The organism is Nostoc sp. (assembly GCF_036917235.1).
In the GTDB taxonomy this organism is placed as follows: Bacteria; Cyanobacteriota; Cyanobacteriia; order Cyanobacteriales; family Nostocaceae; genus Nostoc.
In genome coordinates this window covers 201,539-223,928 of sequence record NZ_JBALDU010000007.1, presented here as the reverse complement: position 1 = coordinate 223,928, position 22,390 = coordinate 201,539, and the positions used below count along the sequence as shown (strand labels likewise).

The window sequence follows — 22,390 nt, the reverse complement described above, 5'->3', positions numbered from 1 at the left end:
CCCAGATTTTTCACAGTACAGAGGAACATGAACTGCGGCGCTGTTGTATCCATATTATATTTTCAAGGTTCGGATTAGTAAACTAAATTAGTGCAGCTTGACGTTCTTGGTAAGCAAAGAGGGCTAAATCTCGCGCTTTTTCCTGTGGACTGCCTCTAATTGGCTGTGTCCCCATTTCAGTAGAGATTCCAGCTTGTGCAGCTTGAGATTGAATACTCTCGATTAATCGTCCATAACTCCAGCGATGAACGCTAATCCGATATTCTTTGGCGTATTTTTGTTGAGCTTCCTTGTAACCAGGACATTTCTTCTCTGCTCTGGATTGGATTTCGCTACTGATTTGCTCACGCATATCGCGGAGTTTTGGGATAACTATGCTGTCTGCTTGATAGGTTTTGGTGATCGCAATAATTGCATCTGCTAATAATCTATCTATATATTGCCCTAACTCTGATTCACCAAAGGAGTTTGGCGCATTCTGTTTCTGAGCTTTGTGTCGTTCGTGAGATAGGCGTTGCTGTTGTTGTCGCTGGCGATTAAGAAGGTTGTAGTTTTTACCAAGTAATTGTTTGACGCTGCGATAAGCTAAAACTTCATTTTTAACAACATCTACCACCGCTACTGTGACTGGCTTTTCTAGACCAAAACTAACGCCAACTAGGATTGAGGGTTGACCTTGATAATTAGGCTTACTGGGACGAGGGAAAGGGTTATGAATTCGATCTAACGTGGATTGCTGACGAGTAATAGAAGCTTGCTGTTGAGGGTTGAGGTCATCTTTCTGTTTTTGTTTCACTAAAATTTTGGTAATTTTTGTGACTTTCTCTTCAATTACCTGTTGAGTTCCTTCATTAGTCAACATCCGAGTATCTAAAGCACAGTAAAGATTTAGTTGATTTACTTTCCAAGGTTCACCTTTTTGCTCACCTGACAGCCAAACAAGCCTTCCTGAGCGGAGAGTAAACAAACTGCTTGAGTATTGGTTTTTACTATTGCGTTTAATTTCTTGATCTTCTAAAAAGCGTTGAAAGTACTGCAAATGACGCTTGTCACAGTAAATCTCAAAGGTGAGTTTTCCCAAGCCATTGAACCGAACAAAGAGACGACCTTTGTCATTTTTTAACCATGTCATATCTTCGTTAGATTCGTAAGCCACGGGAAAGGGGACATCAGCAGTTTTTCTTAAAAGTGCTGCTTGCCAAGCTTTTGCCTCTTGTTCATTTTGAGCTACATTAGCTGTAGCAATTTCTAAAGTTTCTAACCACTCTTCTCCTGTCAAATCTCTACCTTTCGGTATGCGGCTTTGAAGTTGGTCTTTTAATCGCTCAATTTCTATTTCCTTTTTGCGTCTATTTCTAGTAAATTCTTCTGGGTCTTCGTCGAGTTCACTGATTTTACACTTATTTTTGAGCAGATATGCGAGAGCGCAACGAGTAAGAGAGTCTTCTGTTTCTCCGTAAGTGTTTAAGAGAATTTGGAAAAGTAAAGATTTTTTGGACTTTGTAGATTTTTTAGTCTTTTTGCCCTTTCTCTGGTTGCTATTCTGCTCGGACTGGGGGGTAAATTTGGTAAGAATTTCCGTGGCTTTAGTACGAATTACGTTTAAGCTACATTGACTTTCTTGTTCGAGTTCTAGATCGCTTTTGAGCATTTTCAGCCAACGCTCTTTCCCTTCTATTTGGTACTTTCTACGTTTTTGTAACGCAAACCAGGATTTATATACATAATCCACTAAAGCGATCGCTGAGGTGTAAAAGCGTCCGGGTTGACCTGCAAAACGCTCTTGGGTTTTGAGGGAGTTAACAAGTGTTTTGAGGAATTCGGTAGGTATTTTGCCTTTTTCTAGCCAGGTTTCAAATTCTGGATATTTTCCTACCTGTGCCAATAATTCATTGATGAGTGGTGTATTTTTTTCAGCCATCAGTTCCCACAGTTGACGGAGAATGTCTTCTTCAGCAACCAAGCGACATTGAATTGTAATAACGCTCATGGTGTCCTCAGCTTTGTGGATTCGCTAACACTGACAGGGTTGTTAATTGTTTTTTTACTTCTTTAAGTATAGCGCAATACCGCAATGCCGCAATACCGCAAATGTTTTTTTACTGAGAGGCTGTGCAAAAATGAAAGCCGCAAACTTTGGCTTCAAATCACGATGGCAGAAGAAACTAGAGAGGTTAGAGGGAGACTCCCTAAAAGCTTAAAAATCGCGTTTGAAATTGCCTGTGCGCGTCTGGAAGTAACGCAAACTGCGGCTTTGGAGGAGGCGATTAAGGATTGGTTACAAAAAAAAGAGTCTTCAGAAAAACAGCAATAGGAAAATTGAGGGATGGGTTTGCTATCAGTGATGTTTACTGCCACAAACTTCACTATTGAGTCAAGTCGGGGATTATGATGCTGATGGCTTAAGATTTCGTGAGAATTTCCGGATAAAGCTTATAGTCTCTGCTATTCCCGTTATGAGACTGCCCACCAAAATCCTCAAGAGATTCAAAACTTAAACTTTTGCCCATCACCTTTCCAATTAGCGCTAGCAAATTATTTGCCCGCATCTGGAAAAATGCTTCAAAGTTATCACCTCGTAAAGTTTTTGGAGATATAGCGTGCGATCGCAATATTTCATCAAGTCTTGTAACTGATGTCCCAGAAAGTTTAAACTCCTCTAAATAAACCGAAGGTGCTTTACTCCCAATCTTTTTGTTTGTTTTGGCACTTAGAGGGGTGCGGTTAATCAAGCAATTATACTTTTTGGGGTCAATGCCTTTTTTGCGACACCATGCCACAGGGAAGATATGGTGCGAATCTATCTGTTCTTCAAAATAAATCACATCATTGATTTCTTCACCAGTACACCAATCAATTGCCCCCTCACGTCGTAGTAAAGCAGCTAAACCCTGATACACTGCACCGTAACGTTTTCTGACGCTAATTAACCTATCAAAAGAAAAATCCGCTTGTAGAATAGTGAGCGGCAGTGAACCACCTGCTAACCATTCTGGTACTTCTATAACGTCTCGCCCAGCTCGTGCCTCATACCAGCGTGTATATATTTCACCAAACATCCCGCACCATAGCCAGCGTTCCAGCATAGAACGTATCTGAAAAGAACGGGAGCGCTCTCCCAAAACAGTAAAAATGGTACTGAGGATGACTAATTGAATGGGGTAAGCTAAATCATCTGCATCAAAGATTTTTTGGTTATAAAGAAAGCGAGCAGACTCTTCAAAACCTCTGGTAATTGGGTCAGCCCATTTCTGATATTCTTCTTTGGTGAGTTTTAGTACTTCAGCGCGACTGCAAGCAACACCCGGTAGTTTATCGACATTCCAGCCTTTTTTTAAAGCTTCTATCCTCTTAGCGTAACTGGCGATCAACGTAACTGCTTGTACAAAATCAGTGCTTCGTAGCTTTCGCAATACTTTTAATGATTTGAAGCGATTTTCTCGTTGCTTCCAATCATCTCTCAAACTGAAATCAGCAGTGCAATAGCTGGAACTCATTAAATCGAAATAATTAAGGTCACAGCCAGAAGTATTTGTATCCTCAAAGACTTGGCAAACAGCTTCTTTTGGTAAGGAGTCACGCAGTTGGATAACAGGTATTTGATAATGCTCGAATTTCTTGAGAATTTCTAGTTCTAAAGTATCAATTAATTCCAGCTTTTGAGGATTGTATCGCCAATGCTTAGAGAATTTACTACGCCATTCCGAAAAAAAGAAAACCTTGGATAAAGGAAACAAGAGTGCCTCATATTCTTTTTCGGGAGTAGAACAATCAATTAAGTTACCGGAGAAAATTCGCATAATTTTGGATTCTGGCAACACAACGATCGCTGTGGTGCGATCGCACTCTGGGTCGAGGCATTTTTTGATATCTAGGTAGTACCACTTTTTGATAATTTTCTGGCTTTTTTGGTCTTTGATGCATACAGGTAGCTCAGATAGCAGCACCATAAACAAAGCTGTCAGGCGTTGCTGGCCGTCAAGGATTAATAGGTTTGGAGTAGAATTTTCTGGTTTTAATACCCCATTGACTAGGCGGGGTTTGAATTGTCGGCTTTGATTACCTTGCTGAAGCATCATTACTGCGCCAATTGGGTAAGCCAGAGATATGCTGGCAAGCAGACGACGCACATGGATATCATCCCAAACCCAATCTCGTTGAAAATCTGGAAGTTGGATACGTCCAGTTTTAATGTCTTTCATGACATCAAGGAGAAAATATTTAGTGATGTCAAAGGTAGAGATTGAGTCCATTGGATGTTCTGCCATTTTTGTCATCAAGAAAGATGCGGCTACTCGCTACAGCTAGTACTTCTGTACCTAAGCCTAAGATTCTCTTTGGGGCAACAGCAAGGGGTTTTTGGGGCAGTTGGTCGTGAGTAGCGATCGCTTTTGCTTAGTCTTGAGGAAAGTCTGGTGGTAAAGTAGCAATTCCCTTTGCAACGAGATGTTTAAATTGATTAATTAGGTCTGCTTGCCGTAATATTCGGGTAACATATTTGGGTCGTCGGCGAAAGCCTGTCCCCCAATCTTTAACAGTTTTTGGACTAGTACCTGTAACGTCCGCGATCGCATTAATGCAAGCTTTGCGATAATTACGTCCTGGTTCGTGAGTAACCCAACGACGGCAATACTCCATCGGTTCTAGGGGCAACTGACAGAGGGTATCAATTTGATGTTTGTTTTGGTGGGATTGCCTCCCAGTTTGCATCTTGAGCGTTCGTGAGTTACTAAAGGTGACAGCAATAGAGAATTGTGGAAGCATCAAGCTACTGCACGCAAAACCCATAGTTGCTGACCTCAACTTAAGAAATATCTGCTCTTAGCACAAGTATTTTAGTCACGAATCACGAGTAAATTATTCTTGAGGGAAGTCAGGAGGTAAGACTATTTTTTTGATTTGGTTGAGTTTATCCGCCATTCGTAAAATATGCGTTACATAATTTGGGCGTTTCTCAAAGTTGGAACCCCAATTACCTATAGTCCTTGGACTTAGCCCAGTTGCTTCGGTAAGAGAGGCTATGCAGGCTTTTCTGTACCCCCGGTCATCAGGGGACATATCAACCCATTTTTTACAGTATTCCAGCGGCTCCAAGGGCTTTTCACTAAGCGCGTCGATTCTATATTCAGCCCTTGGGCGATTGATGTCTATCACCCTACTTAATCTGAGTAGCACGGTTACTCATGAATCGTGAGTAACCGTGTTCATAAATAATGAGAATATGTTCAACTGTCAGCAAATCCTTTTTGAGTTGATAAGCCAGAGCAATCCCATACAAACTCATACAAAGATGTCTATCAAGTAAGCTGTGAGATGGCGGAGGAACAAGAAAGATCGTCTCATTAGCGATCTTGTTGTGCGGATTCCCAGAAGAAGCAAACTCTGCCTTAACAGTAGTCAGGCTGTAACTACCTTAACATTGCAGGTTAAACTTTTTTATACTTAATATAGAGTATGAAGAGTTAGCATTCTAGCTAATATACTATCAAAGTTAATGTAAAAATTAATTCAAAAAAGTATGATACTTTTACAGGCAACCCAGAAAATTACTATGTCAAATGGCTAAAACATTTATAAATATTTGAGAGTGTGATTAATAATACTAAAATCGTGCAATTTAGCTCCAATTTTTCTAGAGACTTTTTTGTGTCCCATATTTTACTTATCGAGGACAATAGTAATACCTCTGTATTACGTCCTGTAGTTGGTATATCGAACAATTTGCCTCACCCTGTGCAAGTGCGTTTACACTATATTGATGAAAATGAACCAACAATAATCGCAGAACAGTTTTGCCCAGCAAAATTATCTAGTGGATCGCAACAAAATCAGAAAGTGGATGTGGCATTAGATTTACTTGATAGTCTAAAGCCACGACGAAGTGAAGCTATGGTTGTTGCGAGTGCTTTGTATGGATGTAAGAAGCGCTTTATTCAAGGGATTCAATCGCGGAATTTTCGTTTCACGCTACAAATTCGGCCTTCTACTAAAGTGCGCTTAGGCAGTGAGCATTCTCATTACAATAGTTCAATAGAAATTGTTGCAGCATCATTATTAGATTCAGATATAGAGTGGCAAGAAGAGCCGATCATAGAATATTCAACGGGACAAGTCGTAAATTACAGCGTAGCTGAATTACCCAACGTACTTTTACCAGATAATAGTTCTGCTCGTCTAATTGTGGCTTATAGAGGTGGTGTATCAGGATTTGGTTCAAATACAATTTTTGCTCTGTCTTCAGCCTCGGAATTAGGGCTAAAAGACTTAGTACAAACAGTAGGTTGGGTGCGATGGATCAGAACAATTCTTAGAAAAAAAGAGCGGAACAAAATAGTTGCTTTGGATACTAAATCAAGCTCCTGTTCACAAAATACAAAAGATAAATATGCCGGATTAGTCATTCGTTCTAATATCACTTTAGCCTGCAAACAAGATATAAATCTTACTTTTACTAAAGAACAAAGTCCTTCGAGACGAGCAAGCCTGCAAAAAACTTTAGGTGATTCATCAAATGGATTGAATGTTGTCGAACTATTTGCCGGGGCAGGGGCAATGGGACTTGGTTTTTTAATGGCAACCAAACCAAATAAACACTATAAGATAGGTTTTTGCGGTGAGGTTAATCCAGTTTATGTAGAGACTCTTAAACATAATCATGCGGCTTTTCGTCAACTCTCTCAGATATCTGGAGTTGATTGTGTTCCAGAACAAATAGAACCTCTTGACCTACGTACAAAGGAAGCACAAAAATTTACAGAAAGTCGTTGCAGGGAATTAGGCGATGTCCATATATTAATTGGTGGCCCACCATGTCAGGGTTTTTCTAGCGCCAATCGTAATTCAGGGAATAGCGAAAACCCAAATAACCAACTTGTAGATACTTTTTTCAAATATGTTGAGAAATTAAAACCTCGCTGTTTTTTAATGGAAAATGTTCAGGGTATCTTGTGGACACCAAAATCAGGTCAAAGTTCTACTCAAATCAATGTTGTAGATTGGGTAATTAAACGTATGCACAAAGCTGGATATATTGTTTTCCCAAAACTTATAGATGCAGCTTGGTATGGAGTACCACAACATCGTAACCGCTTTTTCTTTTTTGGCATACATAAAGATTTGGGCTATAGAAAAGATGATTTCGGTGAGTGGGGGCCATTCCCTTTACCTACGCATGGTCTGGGTCAAGACAAGCCTTATGTAACAGTACGAGATGCAATACAAGATTTACCTACTATTGGTAACGGATGTCTTGAACACAATATGGCTTATGAAGAGCTAAGGAACCAAAAACTTATCACAAATCCTTTTTTAAAAGCTATGAGAGAAGGAGCATCTGTTGGTTTAATCACAGACCATATTACTTCCCGTCATTCTGAATATGTAATTGAACGTTATCAACAGATACCACCTGGAGGAAATTGGCAGGATATTGAAGACAAACTCACTAATTACAGTGATGTTCAAAGAACTCATAGTAACATCTACCGAAGGCTTGGCTGGGATGAACCATCTATTACTATTGGACACTATCGCAAGAGTATGTTAATTCACCCACAACAACATCGAGGTCTATCTTTGAGGGAAGCATCCCGACTACAATCAATTCCAGATTGGTTCCGTTTTGCTGGAAGTATAGATAGCATTAACGGTGGATTAGTACACAAGCAACAGCAATTAGCTAATGCTGTCTGTCCACTTGTAACTAAAGCCATAGCAGAATTTCTTTTTGACCTTTAATAGATTATGTAAAATTATCGTGTTTTTTGTGTAAACTTAACCACCACTGTATTATTTCAAAATAAAATGTAAAAATAAGCACTTATTTTTATTGCAAGGGTACTACCGTTATTCCATGAGCCACTTAAATGCGCTCTCTACATCACAAAAATATAGTCTTTGGAATCATGCGATCGCAGAATACTTTTTCTCTAACAATTCCAATGAACAAGAAATTTACTTGACGATATCTCCAAAAAGTCTGGCTGCTGCTTTTGCGAAGATTCAAGTAATTCAATTGTCACCTGAAGAAGCAGAACAAGATTTTGTTGATGTAGTTTCATCAGCATATCGCCACAGGGTACTTTCATATTCAGCAGGATTTAGTGTCTTGCATGGAGACGATGAAAACGGGTTTCCAAAATATATTGCTTTTTTAGCTTTGTGTGTTTTAGCTGCTTATCGAATGCATTCGGATGAAGAAGTTAGCACCGGAGCTTATTACCCTAGACTTGCGGAACTTCTTGGATGTAAAATAGTCAAGGGTTTTCCTGAAGGCTTTCATACAGATGAGTTTGAAAAGCTTTGGAAATTACTAAATAAATGGCTTAAGCACAAAAAATCGTTGCTTTTGGCAATGCCAGAAGCAAATACAGCAAAGAAAATATATATTGCTTTTCCTTTAACCCACGTACCTCTTCGTCAAGTTGATATTGAAAAGCTACCAAATTTTTTTGCATGGGCTGGTTATACTCCCGGACAAATAGCTCCAATCAACAAGTTAGAAGTAGATATTTCAAGATGGGGAAGTTGCTACTTCACGCTTACCGGAAAAAAAGCCCTTGCTGATAAGAGACTCAAAGCTGTAATTGCACAGGTTAACAACGAGCTAGAACTGTGGGATGGTGCGATAAATGACTCATACGGTAGAAGAAGTGCATCTGTAGAGATTCTTCTCGATATTGTGCGACGACAACCGCAACTTTCTTTTCTTCCCAGATGTCCAGACTCGTTTCCTTCCTTTTTTGATTGTGAAGAATTATATTTAGAGTCGAGCGGAGAGGGATGGTACAGTCCGATTTCGCTTGGAGAGAAAAACGGACGAGATTTACGTGAAGGTTTCTCTTGGAGTACAAAATCTAACAATATTCAATTTGTTTTACAAAGGGCGGGTTGTTCTGCGATCGCACTTGCTCCCAGTTCGGATTATACAGGGTTTGTTTCTCGCCATAGTTTACCCTCTGGCATCGCTTGCAACGTCTTGGTACACGAGGATGTAGCCAAAAATGCAAGAGAATACTTTGAGGAAATTTCATCTCGTAGCTTTAATCCCATACACGATAAACGACTCCCTGATGGTTGGTGTTTGTTTCGTGACGTAAAGGCTGAAAAGTATATAGCAAATATACCTTCTGGACTGGAATCACTTTACGTAGAGTCATCTGTAGATATAGTGCTATCGGGAGGACTACGTTTGGGCAAAAAGTCGGCATGGCTTTTAGGTGCGCCCCCCCGCTTAATGATTACGGGTTTACAAGAAGGTCAACAACCCAAAATTGATGGTATACCCGTAACTATTGCGGAAGATGGAACTTTAGTTGACTTATCGCATTTGATGCATCCAGGAGTTCATTGGATAGAAGTCGGTTCGGTATGCAAAAAGATTGAGATTGTTGAACCTGAAATTAATTTTGATAAAGAAGAACAAAATTTTTACCGCACCAATGTCACGGGTTCTCATGTAGCTCTCCCCCCAGGTAATTGGACAATCATAGGCGCAAATCCTGGTGAGGTAACGCAAGCAACAATCTATGAATCTCAACAGGGAATAATAGTCAAATCTTCTTTTCAGGCAGTGTGGGCTATAGAATTCGGGTCAGGTACAGGAGCAAGAGTTGTCTGTTTGACAAAGAGTCCACCCCGTCCTAAAACGCTAAAACTCTCCATAGCAAAGACTCAAATCCCATCGGAAATGGAACGTTGGACATCACTGGTTTACAACGCGGCTATTCGTCGTCCCAAACTAGCATCGATTTACGACGAAGAAAAAGCTTCTAATTTACAAGTAGCTTGGAAGGGTTATATGCAAGCTGCACGCGAAATTAAGCGACAACAAAAAAGGAGATATAGATGAGTTGGGATACATTGCTTTACTGGCTAACTCATCAGCAAGAGGGGTCATGGACAACTTTTCGTAGAGCAGTCACAGAGCTTGCTTCTTTTGAACATCTTGATGTCGATATCAGCGATCTATGTAGAAATCTCCGGTTTCAATTGTCCGAGGCTAGTCATATAGATTTTTTCATTAATGGTTCCCAAAGATGGAAGGTTCGTCCACCAATACTCGCAGGATTGCTTAATAGTCCTGATACCGCCGTACTATGTGGAGGGCGAACACCGAAATTGCTTTCACAGATGTGCGATGTTGCAGCAACCTTAAATTGTCAAATAATTAGCGATACGACATCTCAAAAAATAGCTGAAATACGTGTTAAGGGTACAGAAGCGGGTATTCGCCAGATAGCTGCGATTATTGGTATTCCTTTTGTTCCTCAACAAGCAAAATGTCTAAGCCAAGACTTGAACCCTATTCTCAAGCAACTAGAAATTGCAGATGAAGCAACTCCGCTAGCTGGATGGTCGGCTCAGTCATTCGATTGGCAATCTCGAAAATGGGTTGATGGTGTATTACAGCATACAGTATGTGAATATAGCTACTATAATACTCGTCATTATTTTGTCCACAATCAGCAAGGTAGATTAGTGCGGATGCCAAAGCATGAGGCACTTTATGCGGCAGCCGCGTTACGTTATCTTCAACTTGCGGTATACAATAAAACTCAACGTACATTAACCACCGATGTATCAAGTCCACTACCTGAAATGTATGCTCGTGTTGCTTATTTTTGTGCAGGTAGACCAAGCCAGATTGCTCAGGGGCAAATTGTTTATAACGAGATTTCACCAGATTTAGCTGGTTTGCTTCTGGTTGCTATTGGACAAAATCATCCAGGACTCCGGTGGGTTAATTAAATTAACTAAACGCCCTGCCAGGAAACGTATATGAACGATCCGTTTAAAATTTTTGATTCAATTAGACAAACCTATCTGCGTTATCTAGAAAGCCCATTCCGGGTTAGATATGAAGCCCTGATGAGTGAACGCAGAGCAATGCTTGACCAAGATGGTCAACTATGGCGAGAACCTCTACTGGAACCGATTGCGCCTTATTTACCTTCAGGTTTTACTATTGCCGAAGCCTGTCAACATTTTGGGATTAATTCAGCCGTTGCCAACTTTATTAATGGGGGTTTATTTTCTCCCCAGCGCCAAATTTATCAGCATCAGTTTCAGGCTTGGGAACTATCTCGGCAAGGACGAGCAGTAGTCATTACATCAGGTACGGGTTCGGGAAAAACCGAATGTTACTTAATTCCCATTTTTGCTTATCTAGCCGAAGAAGCACTTGGGCATTTAACCCCAGGATTACCCGCATGGGGTTCCTCAAATGGTACTTCACAAAAATGGTGGAGGCAATCAAGACAAGGATGGGTTTCTCAACGACAGCATGAATCTCCAGAAAGACCATCTGCTGTCCGCGCTTTATTACTTTACCCACTCAACGCACTTATTGAAGACCAATTAACTCGCATTCGTAGAGCTTGCGATAACCCGCATGTTCAACAGTGGCGAGAAGACAATATGAATGGAAATCGGTTTTGGTTTGGGCGATATAACGGAGCGACACCTGTAGCGGGATTACGCATGAAAGATGGGAATGTTAATTCTCAAAAGCAGGGAAAGCTTAAAAAACAGCTTTTAGAAATGGATAATGAGTGGTCAGATCAAGTTTCTGATGAGGAACTCATTTACTATTTTCAAAATCCTGATGGTTCTGAAATGTGGTCTCGTTGGGATATGCAGGATAAAGCTCCCGATATTTTAATTACCAACTACAGCATGTTAAATATCATGCTGATGCGTAGTGTTGAAAATGACATATTTGAACAAACCAAGCAGTGGTTGGAGCAAGATCGGCAGCATCATATTTTCCACCTTGTCATAGATGAACTTCACACATACCGAGGAACACCCGGAACCGAGGTTGGCTATCTTTTGAGGGCTTTACTCAATCGGATTGGCTTGGAGCCGGATTCGCCACAATTACGAATTATTGCCACTAGTGCCTCTATTAGCAACGATGAAGAAAGTCTTGATTATCTCGAACAATTTTTTGGACGCGATCGCAATACATTTTCGATTCTTCCTGGGGAACGACAAAATTTCCCGACCTCGGAACATCAGCCAAACCCACTAGAACCTTACAAAGAGACATTTGCACAAATCGACAACATCCTTAACCAAAGCCAAAATAATGATGAGGATGCGGTTATTGAGGAAGCAGCAACAACGTTAGCGAATACGCTTCATCTTCCTAACGTAGATGCTCCACCAAGGCAAGTTTTAACTGAGGGATTAAATCACATCCAAGCGTTTGGGGCTGTACAAACCTCAGCCAGCCAATATCCATTGACAGTCAAAGAATTGGCAGAAGCGGTTTTTGGCGATCTATCGTCAAGGGGAGAAACTGCGGCTCGCGGATTAGCTCGAACTATTGTTTTAGCAAGAAACTCTGACAATGAAGCCCTTCTTCCCCTACGTTCGCACTACTTTTTCCATAACGCAGGTAGGATTTGGGCTTGTGTAAATCCTAATTGCTCTGGGCGAACGGGGGTAACTCCACCAGGAGAACAAACACCGCCTGTTGGTAAACTATTCTTAGACCCTAGACCAAGATGCGATTGCTGTAATTCGAGAGTTATTGAGCTTCTTTACTGCCAATCATGTGGCGAAGTATTTCTTGGTGGGTTTAAACGTGAAGACCAGGATTCATCAAATGCTTGGTATTTATCTCCAGATTACCCTTATCTTGAAAATGTTCCAGATAAGGCAGCATCGTTAAGCCGCACTTTCGGAGAATTTTTGGTATTTTGGCCTGCAAACGGAAGACCATTAATAAAACAAACCCAAACTCGTATCCCACGATGGCAGTGGCAGGAAGATAATGAGAAGGGTTATGAATGGAGACCTGCGTTACTCGATCATCTGTTAGGACGTTTAACATTACCTGCTTCTTCAAATGCTGCTTCAAGTGGTTCTACTGCTGGCTATGTTTTTATAGCACCAAAAAACGAGGTAAACGCTTTTCCATCAAAATGTCCTCATTGTGAAGCTGACTGGCGTGGTAGGCGGGTCAGTTCTTCGATTCGTGACCTTGGCTCTGGTTTTCAACGAGTAGTACAAGTATTATCTGATGCTTTAATGCGGCAAATGTCACCCGAAATAGGTCGCAAGCTGGTTTTATTTTCAGATAGCCGTCAAGATGCTGCCAAACTATCTACAGGGATTAAACGCGATCATTATCTTGATACAGTCCGCCAAATTGCTTACGAAAGGCTTCTGCGTCAAGCACAAGAATCAGAAGCACAGTATTTGCAGGCTCAGACTCAATATAGGTTAGCTTCGGAGTTATTTAATTTGCAAAGGCAGATTAGACAAGATGCAGCTAATGCTAACATGGCTCGTTATTCACAGTTGTGTAATTTATTGCCTACTGAAATAGTAGGTGTCGTGATTAGCTATGCATCTACTGGTGGCGTAGGAAATCCACCTCTAGCATTAACACCTCCGACAAGTGCTGGAGGCTTTATTTCCCTTCGATTTAATTTGTTATTAGACGCTGTTAGAGAAGGGTTACTTTCAATTGGTTTAAACCCTGGTGGTTCAAGTCCTTCCTTAGCAAAATATAAATTTTCTAATAATGATGAGCGTTCGTGGACTGATTTAGTTGATTGGAATTCAACGCCAAGATGTTACCTAGATTTACAGCCCACACAACGAGATGCAATGAGACAAATTGAAACCGCTTTATTAGAGTCGGTTGTAAAAGCTGTTTTATTTGCTAGTGGCGCTCGTGATTTCGAGTCTCTCAAGCTTGGTTTTTTGTGGATTGACGATTCTCCACCTTCTAGCTTAGAAGAGCAAGTTGCTGCTTCTGTCATCCGGCTTTTGGCACAAAGAAGACGTTGGAACGGCTCAGGTTATCCCGGAAAATATAACCCTCCTGATTACATTAATGAGTACCTTAACCGCGTGGCTGAAATCAGGAGCTACAATCGAGAACAATTAGAGCAAGCAACTTTAAACATTATTAATTCAGTTTTAGACCAATGGCGAATTGTTCCCCAATCTTTACAGGTTCTTAGTCCACGTCCTAACGAAAATAACCAAATAGATATTTATGCCTGCGGGCAATGCGGACGAATTCACCTACATGCTTCGGGAGGAATCTGTACCAGTTGTAACAGTCCTTTAGCGAACATTCCAGGTACTTACAACTTAAGTGATGATTTGGAAGATTGCGATTATTATGAATATTTAGCACGTTCTAACGAACCAATATTTTCGCTTAATTCTGAAGAACTCACAGGTCAAACTGATCCTAGTGTTCGACGTGTGCGACAACGCCTTTTCCAAGATGTTTTTAAACCATCCGAACAACCCGATCCTTCTAGAATTAACCTCTTAAGTGTCACAACCACTATGGAGGCAGGAGTTGACATTGGTTCACTTCAAGCTATCGGTATGGCAAATATGCCTCCAATCCGTTTTAACTATCAGCAACGCGTGGGAAGGGCTGGTCGTCGTCGCGGTTTAGGTATGTCTGTTGCTTTAACATTATGCCGTGGGCGTAGTCATGATGATTACTATTTTGAACGTCCCCGACTTATTACTGCCGAACCTCCACCAAAACCTTACGTTGACGTTAGGCGTGAAGAAATTGCCAAGCGAGTTATAAACAAAGAAATTCTCCATAGAGCATTTCAAAATGTCCCTCTTGAATACACGGGAGATAATGTTCACGGTGAATTTGGTCAAATCTGGCAATGGTTACAACATAGACCAATTATTGAAGAATGGATACAAAATCACCCATTAGAAATTGAAGAAATCTGTGAAGTAATTTTACGCCGTACTTTAATAAACGAAGCAATAATGGTTGATTACATCCGTAATAAACTGCTACAAGATATTGATGTAGTTGTTGATGACTCTACGGACTTTCAACACTTAGCCTTAAGTCAGCGTTTAGCATCGCGTGGCATCCTTCCCATGTTTGGATTTCCCACCCGCACCCGTTACCTGTACCATAAATATCCCAAAACAGAAGCAGGGGAATGGCCTCCAAAAGCAGGTGTTGTGGACAGAGAATTGGATATTGCAATTAGTCAATTTGCTCCAGGTGCCCAAACTGTAAAAGATGATATGCTGCTTACCGCAGTAGGAATTATCGATCCTATCCCTTCGGGGAATAAAACTGTATTCCAACCAAATCCCTTGGGGCAAGGTATTCGTGTTGGTGTTTGTCGCCAATGTCAAGCTTTAGTCAAGAATCCGTCAGAAGAAGGAGGTTGCCCCTATTGCTCGGCTCCCAGAGATGAAAAGGGATACCGAACGGTTGATATTAGCGAACCACCAGGATTTAATACATGGTGGGCAATTAACGCCGAGTATAATGGAGCGTTTGAATTTACTCCACGGGCACTCAAGACACGTTTGGGTACACCTTCTGAGGAATATAGTTTTGAAACTCGTCAAAACTTTGATATTAGATGTATTTCACAAGCTTCGGTTTATCGGATAAACGATAATAACGGACAAGACTTTGAATTTTTTAAAGTAGCTAGCCAGAACGTTTGGATTTCTAAAAAAGCATTTGACCAAGCTTTATTGGATTTATCACCAGAAGAACGTGATAGGGTTATTGAGCCTGTTCCCGATCCCTCTGTTCAACCGATTGTTAGAGCTTTGGCTGCCATTTCTACAACCGATGTATTAATTGCAGGCATCCCCAATAGCGGTTCCGGACTCAATTTAAATCCAGCACTACCGGAAGCAAGAGCTGCTTGGTACTCATTTGGTTTTCTTATTAGGCGGGCTGCTGCTGTCAGCTTAGATGTTGCAGAATCTGAGCTTGATGTTGGTATTCAACCCTTTACAGACCTTAGCAGCCCTTTTGCCCCACCATCCGCTCGGATATTTTTGTCTGATAGCCTAGAAAATGGAGCGGGTTATAGCTCACATTTAGCGGAGCCAGAGCGTTTTGAAAACCTCCTGCATTTTATTCTCGGTGACGAACATTCTTCAAGTCAAACTTTTACTGTTCCATTACTTTCTACTGGACATCAAGAAGAATGTTCTACATCTTGCCATCGATGTTTGCGGGAGTTTGGTAATATGGCTTACCACTCGATTTTAGACTGGCGACTTGGTTACGATATGGTGCGTCTTGCACTAAATCCCAATGCACAAATTGATTTAAATTATGATTACTGGGTGGATTTGGTATCCAGTACAGCTAATTCCTACTTCTCAGGGCTGGGTTTGGAGCAAACGACTTTCGGTAGTTTATTAGCAGGTATCGATAGTTTTAATAGCGAAGCCATAATCCTCATACATCCTCTTTGGGACATAAACCCTGAAAATTTACGACCAGAAATCGTGCAAGGCTACACAGAAGCACAGGAACAAGGCTTGACTCCCAAGTTAAAATCAATTTTTACCGCCATTCGCTTCCCCTATGAATGATGTTTGCTTGGTTCGGTGCTAAAGATTGTTTGAGCGATCGCCATCATTAATACAGGAAAATACCGATAGAGCGATCCGCTCAACTTTTGGGTAACACAATAGAAAATAATTAGCCCAGGAACCCAATTCACAGCGAGGCTGTCGCGTAAGCATTTCCAAGATAAAGTATCGTTTTTAAAAAACTACAGTAGCCAACTTCAACAACGCTTCTGACGCTTCGCCATTTTTGCAAAAGGCAGGGAACAATGAGGGCATTGCCCTACCTCCCAATCGGCAGGGATTGGAAATGGTGTTCCACAGTTAGTACATTTTGTTAATAAACTCAACTGGTGGCGATCGCACTTCATTTTCTCCTTAAACTGCCACTCAATGCGGTGACAAGGAGCTTCTGCATAGCAAGCACCACATAACCGAATTGGTCTGGGTTTCATAGTCACACCCTTGGGTGGCAGCATCTCATATAACCTCTCGACCTGCACACCAATTAGCTTACTCAAAGCTTTTAATTCCTCAAGACTCGGAAAGGGATTGAAATAAAGCTTCTCCCATCGCGTTGTGATAGCACCAAGACCAGCAATTTTTCCTAAAGAGTATCCTGAAGGTAGGCTGTTAGCCTTAAATCGACGTAACCGCCCCAAATAATGACTAATGCTTTCTCCTTCGTATGGCTCGACATAACCTAACCTTGGCAAAATGTCATAATCTTCATTTATTGCTATTTCTGTTTTCAAGGGGAATGTATTTTCTGCCATACCGACTAGCGATTTTTTCTAAAATGCTTTGATCAACTTTGCCAAAGCCATTCTTGAGTGAATGTAAAACTGCCTTAGTGAGTATTTTGACTAGCAGTCCTATTCGCGCACCTGTACTTTCAGCTAGAATCTCGAATATAGGACTGCAAGATAAATTAGAAGCTTCAGGCAGAGCCAGAATATCGAATTCAATTGTACTTAGTGTTTTCTTAAAATCATCGTATTCTAGGCGGTCAAACTCATACAGTGTTGGAAAGCTAGTCAACAAATCAAAATCGGCCAAGATTTTATCTAGCTCCTGTCCTCCAACTAAGACGACAGGAACATGACATTCGTCAAAAAGTTGTTTAAGGTCTAGCAGTGCTTCTCTTTGGAGATTTTCAGCATTGTCAATAATGACCTGTTCTATCCCAAATAATTCAAGACTACCAGCCAATCTTGGACGTAAATCTACCCGCTTACCTGTTGGTGCTGCGTGGTTAATATCCTTCAGGATTTGCGAAAATAGCCGCTTGGAACTCGATGCTGACCAAGCTCTTACATAGGAAAGTTTTTTCCTATCCTCTTGGTGATAGTGACGAGACGCTCGACTTTTCCCCACATCTCTGGGGCCAATTACTCGACCGCATTGTTTCAATATCCGCGACTCATCTAACCATCTGAAATATTCGGAAGCACGATCAGTTGGTATGAAGCAATTATTGAATATCTCTTCAACTTCAACGACTTTAGCAAGTTGAGAATTTAAATCTAGCTCAGGAGCTAAGGCTTCAACGGAGGACTGAATAGCAAGTTGCGATCGCGCCATAAATTACCAAATCTTCTTCAAATCTTGTTTACGGTTAGGGATAAGCAGCTTGTGTCTCTCCCGCTCTTTAGTGTCAGCTTGACCAGATAGTTCTGGTTGCAGTTCTATTTTCGGAAGCTGTATTTCTTCCCTTGAAACTCTCTCTGGCAAGAGTTCCAGTTTGTCATCTTTCTTTGAAGAAACATTAGCTCTACTTTTCCTCAGTTCAACAACATTTGAGGTTTTTTTAGAAGCTGAACGTAGACGCTTTTGTTCTGAGCGTCTTTTTTCCTTTTTGTCTTCTTTACGTTCCTCTACAAGTTCCTTCCGTTTACCTAATGCTAATAAGGCATCATAGTTAAAATGCTCCTTACGAGCTTGACTTCGCTCTTTATTCAAAGCTTTCAGTTCTTCTACACTCAAATCATGGGTATCCATGTTTACGGCATGAGCATAACCCAAAAACTCTTCTTCATTATCATTATTTTCGCAATTGTAGATATATAAAGTCAGGATATGGTCTGGATCATATCTCAGCGTTACAAATTCACCTCTATATGCCTTGAGTGATTCTCCTCGATAAATCAGGTTCTCAAACTGTATAGATCCATGCGCTTGAACAACTCGTTGCGCTTCTTTCATCAAACAGATATCTAATTCTCGCTCATTCAAAGGTTCAGGCAGTTTTCTTCCCATTCCTCTAAACCATCGCTCAAATCTTGTTTCGCGGGGATCTTTGGGATATGGTTCGTGGTTATAAATATCACAAAAGAAACTAGCTAGGATTTTGTCTATATCTTGTATTGTCAAACACGCTTCTTTCTCTGCATTTTTGGGGCGTTCCTGAACATTTGACCCTGTATAACCAGGTAAATCTTCGAGAACTTGAGTATTAATAGTTCCAAAAAGCCGTTCTACAATACCGCCTTCGGGAGGGCGATCGCGTAGTTCACACTTAAATCCTAGTTTCTTACCAATGGCTTTTAGATGTTTTGATCCTAAATCTTTTCCACCATCAGTAAAAAAATATTGAAAAGGAGTACCGCATATTTCCCAAACTTTATTTAGCTGATAATCTTCAGAATACTTCTTGGGCAAAATAGCATGTCTTAAGGCTAAAGCCACCTCTGTAGAACCTGGTTGTTTGATCCATAAGTGGAAACCAACAACACAGCTTGAAAAAGTATCCACAACAGTAGTTAGCCAAGGACGGTCAGACAATAAATTACCATTACTATCAATTATGCGAATATCCAGTTTGGTATGGTCGCATTGAATAATTTGGTTACTAAAGTCAGCCTTAAGTAGCTGTCCATCTCGTGTTACAACTGTCATCCAAGATCCCGATCCCGGATTTCTGACTTTTGTCTTCTGTTTATGTTGTGCAATTAAAGGATCTAAAATCCTATAAACAGTAGCTTGATGAGGATAATCTCCTGGTTTCAGCTTCAGGTCAACGAGCGCATGTCGCTTTACTTCGCGAACTATAGATGCTGGTGAAATTGGATGTTTGTTTTTAATACTTTCTTTATAAATTGCTTTGATAAATTCTTGCCAGTCTTCGCTGACTCGATGTTTTCCCTTATCTGAGCGTTGTACTCCTGCTGATTCTGATAACTTGTCATCATGGTATTGCTTGAGGAGACGTTCTACCTGGCGAGTAGAAACACCAAGAGTATTTGCAACAGCCTGCTTTCTCTGAGACTTAATCGTGCGATTCGGTGATTCAGCAAGCCACTGGATCAGATTAAATGTCAGTTTATGCCTATCTGATGTTTCCAGAATAATTTGGGATGGATCTATAACAAAATTACTCTTGTCAAGAAAAATTCCATCTGAAACTTGCGTTAATTCTTCCGTGAATTCCAATTGTTTGTCTGCCATTGGAGTGAAAAACACTCATGAATAATTAAGGTACTAATGTACCATTAATTGACTAAGAATGCGACATACAATTTGATAAATACCTAAATCTTAACAAACGACATTTAATTTGATAATCTAGGATTTACGACATATAAAATGCGAATTAAACAAATTTATTTTCTGTGTCATTAAATAGTTTATAATCCTTACAGGATAAAGGTTTCAGTTATTTAGATGCGGTTGCGACACTATCTGCGAATTGCGACATATAATTTGCGAATGTACAGTAAGTTTTCACTATCAATGGGGATATCAACCAATTGTTGAGCAGCTGCTTGGGTTTATTGTGAAGTTATTGTCTAAAATCTGTAACTTTTAGCCATTAGTGCGATCGCTATTTTCCTTAAATAAGAAAAACTTTGACATAATCCCTACTATATCAAGGTTATAGGTATTTAAAATGCTGTGACAATATTCTGGAATTGCTGTAATTTCATTCGATTTATCATCCACTTAACTTATTCTAAACATAAATCTTCACGGACTTTTCAAACACCTCTTAGAATCGCTATATTTTTAAAAGTTATGAACTTGATTTTAAATTTGGTTTGAAAGCGTTTTCAATTACATAAGATAATAACGAGGTAATTGTACCAGCAGCAAAAGCAAATACAGCGATAACTACATCATGAGGTAATATTTCATCTAAAAGACTACCTTTAATACTAGATACCGGAAAATTTTTATCTAGCCCAATTTTAATTTGTTTAGTTTTACCAACAAAACGAACTTCTAAACCTTTTTTAGGAATAACCTGAATATGGCGGATTAATTCTATATTCAAAGGTATATCAGGTTTTTCTGTCATGAGAAATTGACCCTGTTTAATTTCTCGTTGCTGTTCTGCCATCTGGACTTTGCCTTCGACAATAGTGGAAAATATTAAATCATCGTTAAGATCACCACTTCTTTCTAAACGCTCAAATATTACATCTTTGGTAGCAATTTTACTCCAAAACCATTGTTCATCATATTCTGGCAAGTTTGATGCAGTTAGATAAATAATATTATCTTGACTAATTTTAAAATCGAATTCTTTATTGTCAGGATTAAAAGTAAATTCTAGTGGGGTTTGTGAACCTTGAAGTTCTGGTATTTTTATATCTGGTAATTTATAACCTTGTAAACTGATTTTTAGTGGTTGCTCTCCTAAAGAAAGCTTTAAAATAGTTGGTTGATTTTCTAACTCTGGTATGGGTTGGGGTTTTATTAAAAAAGCTAGCCTTTGTCGATAAAAGTCGTAACTCAAGCGCATTATTTTGGTATTTGCTTGGAGTCGTAGTTCATTTAAGTCTATTTCACTAATTACTGACGAGTTAATTGGGGCAATAATTAACTTACTATTACTCTCAGTTAGATTAATTTTGATAGTATTTAAATGATTGAGTTTTGGAAAATTTTGGCTGTTAAATTTGCCTGTTAAAGTTAAGGTTTGAATACCCTCTATCTCTAGGGTTTTGAGATGTCGAATTGATTGCAGAAATAGTTTTTGCTTTTGGCCGTTATAGGTAAAACTCATTTCTTCTACAACGAGATAGCCTTCAAAGATATGATTGCCAGGAACAAGCGCGAGAAGGCTGACAGTACCAAAAATTAGTAATAACAACAGAACAAAAATAATTAACTTTTTGCCAGCTAAATCTTTACTAAACTGACTAAAACTTTGGTGAATAAATCTGATAACTATATGAACAGAACGCTGCAAAATAATGATTAAATTTTTGATTATTTGCAGTAACCATTTAGTCTTTTGCCTAAATGCCATAATTTATCTCAGCCAGCTGGGGTTGTGTTCAAAATCATAACGCCGTTCAAATGGATCATCTGGTCTACCAATGCGTTCTTGTTTGGCTATCACATGAATTTGATAGCGACCAGCAGGGGCTTTGATTGCATTCCAAGTAAAGACTAATTCACCATCCTGGGGATTATTCTGAGGGCTTTTATAGACAATTTTGCCCTTACGCAATATTTCAAAGGTGGAGAATTTTGCTCGACGAGAAGTATAAAATACAATTTCATATTGACCAGAGGGTTTGCCAATAGTAACTGGTAGATAAACTGAATTAACAGAAGCAAGAGCGCGTAGACTGTTCGGGGGGACTGCAACTTTGTTTAAAACATAAGTGTTTAAGTAAAAGGTAAAACGGCCTTGAGTTGGTTTCAAAGATAGGTTATCTAAGATATAATTTTTGCTTAGGGATTGTATTTTTACTTCTGGCTTAGTGTTGGTATTCGTCAAGGAGTGAATTTGCAGAGTCAGAAGATCAGGATAGTTAATAATGCCACGAGTGGTAATGGAAATCAAGTTAATACCACCTGCTGCATCTGTTTTTTCAATGCCTTCGCAACGGTTGTTCTCCCTGCGAATATAACTAGTTATTTGGGGTTTGCCATTGGGACAAGCTTGGGCTGAAAGGGTACTAAGGCTAATTAAAAAAAATAGACTTGTGAATAAAAGTTTATATTTCATAGTTGTTATTGCCGTCATTGCACCTCATACCAATTCTTTATGAAGATGCATAGAATTAAAAACGAACCCCCAAGAACGCCAAGAGCG

Annotated in this window: 15 protein-coding genes; 5 read left to right on the top strand and 10 right to left on the bottom strand. The window is 39.9% G+C overall.

The window, feature by feature from the left end; all coding sequences use genetic code 11:
• Nucleotides 1–82: 82 nt before the first annotated feature.
• On the bottom strand, nucleotides 83–1,990 hold the full coding sequence (gene cas12k / locus V7K44_RS02800; protein WP_334928409.1) for a type V CRISPR-associated protein Cas12k: 1,908 nt from the start codon (nucleotides 1,988–1,990) through the stop codon (nucleotides 83–85).
• A gap of 84 nt (nucleotides 1,991–2,074) precedes the next feature.
• Here cas12k and V7K44_RS02795 point away from each other — a divergent pair, with 84 nt between their 5' ends.
• Entirely contained in the window at nucleotides 2,075–2,314 is a 240-nt protein-coding gene (locus V7K44_RS02795; RefSeq protein WP_334928408.1) for a hypothetical protein, read from the top strand.
• A gap of 88 nt (nucleotides 2,315–2,402) precedes the next feature.
• On the opposite strand, the gene V7K44_RS02790 is transcribed toward V7K44_RS02795, so the two are convergent.
• Both V7K44_RS02790 and V7K44_RS02785 read right to left on the bottom strand, forming a co-directional pair.
• The gene (locus tag V7K44_RS02790) at nucleotides 2,403–4,268 is read right to left on the bottom strand and encodes a GmrSD restriction endonuclease domain-containing protein (RefSeq protein WP_334928407.1); all 1,866 of its coding nucleotides are present in this window, start codon (nucleotides 4,266–4,268) and stop codon (nucleotides 2,403–2,405) included.
• 127 nt (nucleotides 4,269–4,395) lie between these two features.
• Nucleotides 4,396–4,788 carry a hypothetical protein gene (locus V7K44_RS02785; RefSeq protein ID WP_442940654.1) on the bottom strand — a complete coding sequence of 131 codons (393 nt, stop codon included), beginning with the start codon at nucleotides 4,786–4,788 and terminating at the stop codon, nucleotides 4,396–4,398.
• An 801-nt stretch (nucleotides 4,789–5,589) separates the two neighbouring features.
• On the opposite strand from V7K44_RS02785, the gene dcm reads away from it, so the two are divergent.
• The 4 genes from dcm (at nucleotide 5,590) to V7K44_RS02765 (ending at nucleotide 16,365) form a co-directional block, all read left to right on the top strand.
• Nucleotides 5,590–7,737, top strand: coding sequence for a DNA (cytosine-5-)-methyltransferase (dcm, locus tag V7K44_RS02780; protein WP_334928406.1), 2,148 nt, complete (start codon nucleotides 5,590–5,592; stop codon nucleotides 7,735–7,737).
• Nucleotides 7,738–7,852: 115 nt separating this feature from the next.
• On the top strand, nucleotides 7,853–9,850 hold the full coding sequence (locus V7K44_RS02775) for a hypothetical protein (protein WP_334928404.1): 1,998 nt from the start codon (nucleotides 7,853–7,855) through the stop codon (nucleotides 9,848–9,850).
• Nucleotides 9,847–10,749 carry a hypothetical protein gene (locus tag V7K44_RS02770; protein ID WP_334928402.1) on the top strand — a complete coding sequence of 301 codons (903 nt, stop codon included), beginning with the start codon at nucleotides 9,847–9,849 and terminating at the stop codon, nucleotides 10,747–10,749. Before V7K44_RS02775 ends, V7K44_RS02770 begins: the two co-directional genes overlap by 4 nt.
• Before the next feature lie 30 nt (nucleotides 10,750–10,779).
• Complete coding sequence (locus V7K44_RS02765) at nucleotides 10,780–16,365, top strand: DEAD/DEAH box helicase (RefSeq protein WP_334928400.1); 5,586 nt, start codon at nucleotides 10,780–10,782, stop codon at nucleotides 16,363–16,365.
• Here the strand turns inward: V7K44_RS02765 and V7K44_RS02760 are convergent.
• The 7 genes from V7K44_RS02760 to V7K44_RS02730 all read right to left on the bottom strand — a co-directional run bounded on the left by V7K44_RS02760 (nucleotide 16,356) and on the right by V7K44_RS02730 (nucleotide 22,303).
• A complete protein-coding gene (locus V7K44_RS02760; protein WP_334928398.1) occupies nucleotides 16,356–16,496 on the bottom strand; it encodes a hypothetical protein in 141 nt (46 codons plus the stop codon). The two genes, V7K44_RS02765 and V7K44_RS02760, sit on opposite strands and share 10 nt — an antisense overlap.
• 66 nt (nucleotides 16,497–16,562) lie before the next feature.
• The gene (locus V7K44_RS02755) at nucleotides 16,563–17,117 is read right to left on the bottom strand and encodes a TniQ family protein (RefSeq protein WP_334928396.1); all 555 of its coding nucleotides are present in this window, start codon (nucleotides 17,115–17,117) and stop codon (nucleotides 16,563–16,565) included.
• Nucleotides 17,071–17,925 (bottom strand): ATP-binding protein, encoded by an 855-nt coding sequence (locus V7K44_RS02750; RefSeq protein WP_334928394.1) that lies wholly within the window; start codon nucleotides 17,923–17,925, stop codon nucleotides 17,071–17,073. The genes V7K44_RS02755 and V7K44_RS02750 overlap by 47 nt, the downstream gene beginning before the upstream one ends.
• Nucleotides 17,926–17,928: 3 nt before the next feature.
• A complete protein-coding gene (locus V7K44_RS02745) occupies nucleotides 17,929–19,788 on the bottom strand; it encodes a Mu transposase C-terminal domain-containing protein (protein WP_334928392.1) in 1,860 nt (619 codons plus the stop codon).
• Nucleotides 19,789–20,145: 357 nt separating this feature from the next.
• Nucleotides 20,146–20,283, bottom strand: coding sequence for a hypothetical protein (locus V7K44_RS02740; protein WP_334928390.1), 138 nt, complete (start codon nucleotides 20,281–20,283; stop codon nucleotides 20,146–20,148).
• 70 nt (nucleotides 20,284–20,353) lie between these two features.
• Nucleotides 20,354–21,595 (bottom strand): hypothetical protein, encoded by a 1,242-nt coding sequence (locus V7K44_RS02735; protein ID WP_334928388.1) that lies wholly within the window; start codon nucleotides 21,593–21,595, stop codon nucleotides 20,354–20,356.
• A 3-nt stretch (nucleotides 21,596–21,598) separates the two neighbouring features.
• Nucleotides 21,599–22,303 (bottom strand): hypothetical protein, encoded by a 705-nt coding sequence (locus V7K44_RS02730; protein WP_334928386.1) that lies wholly within the window; start codon nucleotides 22,301–22,303, stop codon nucleotides 21,599–21,601.
• Nucleotides 22,304–22,390 lie beyond the last annotated feature (87 nt).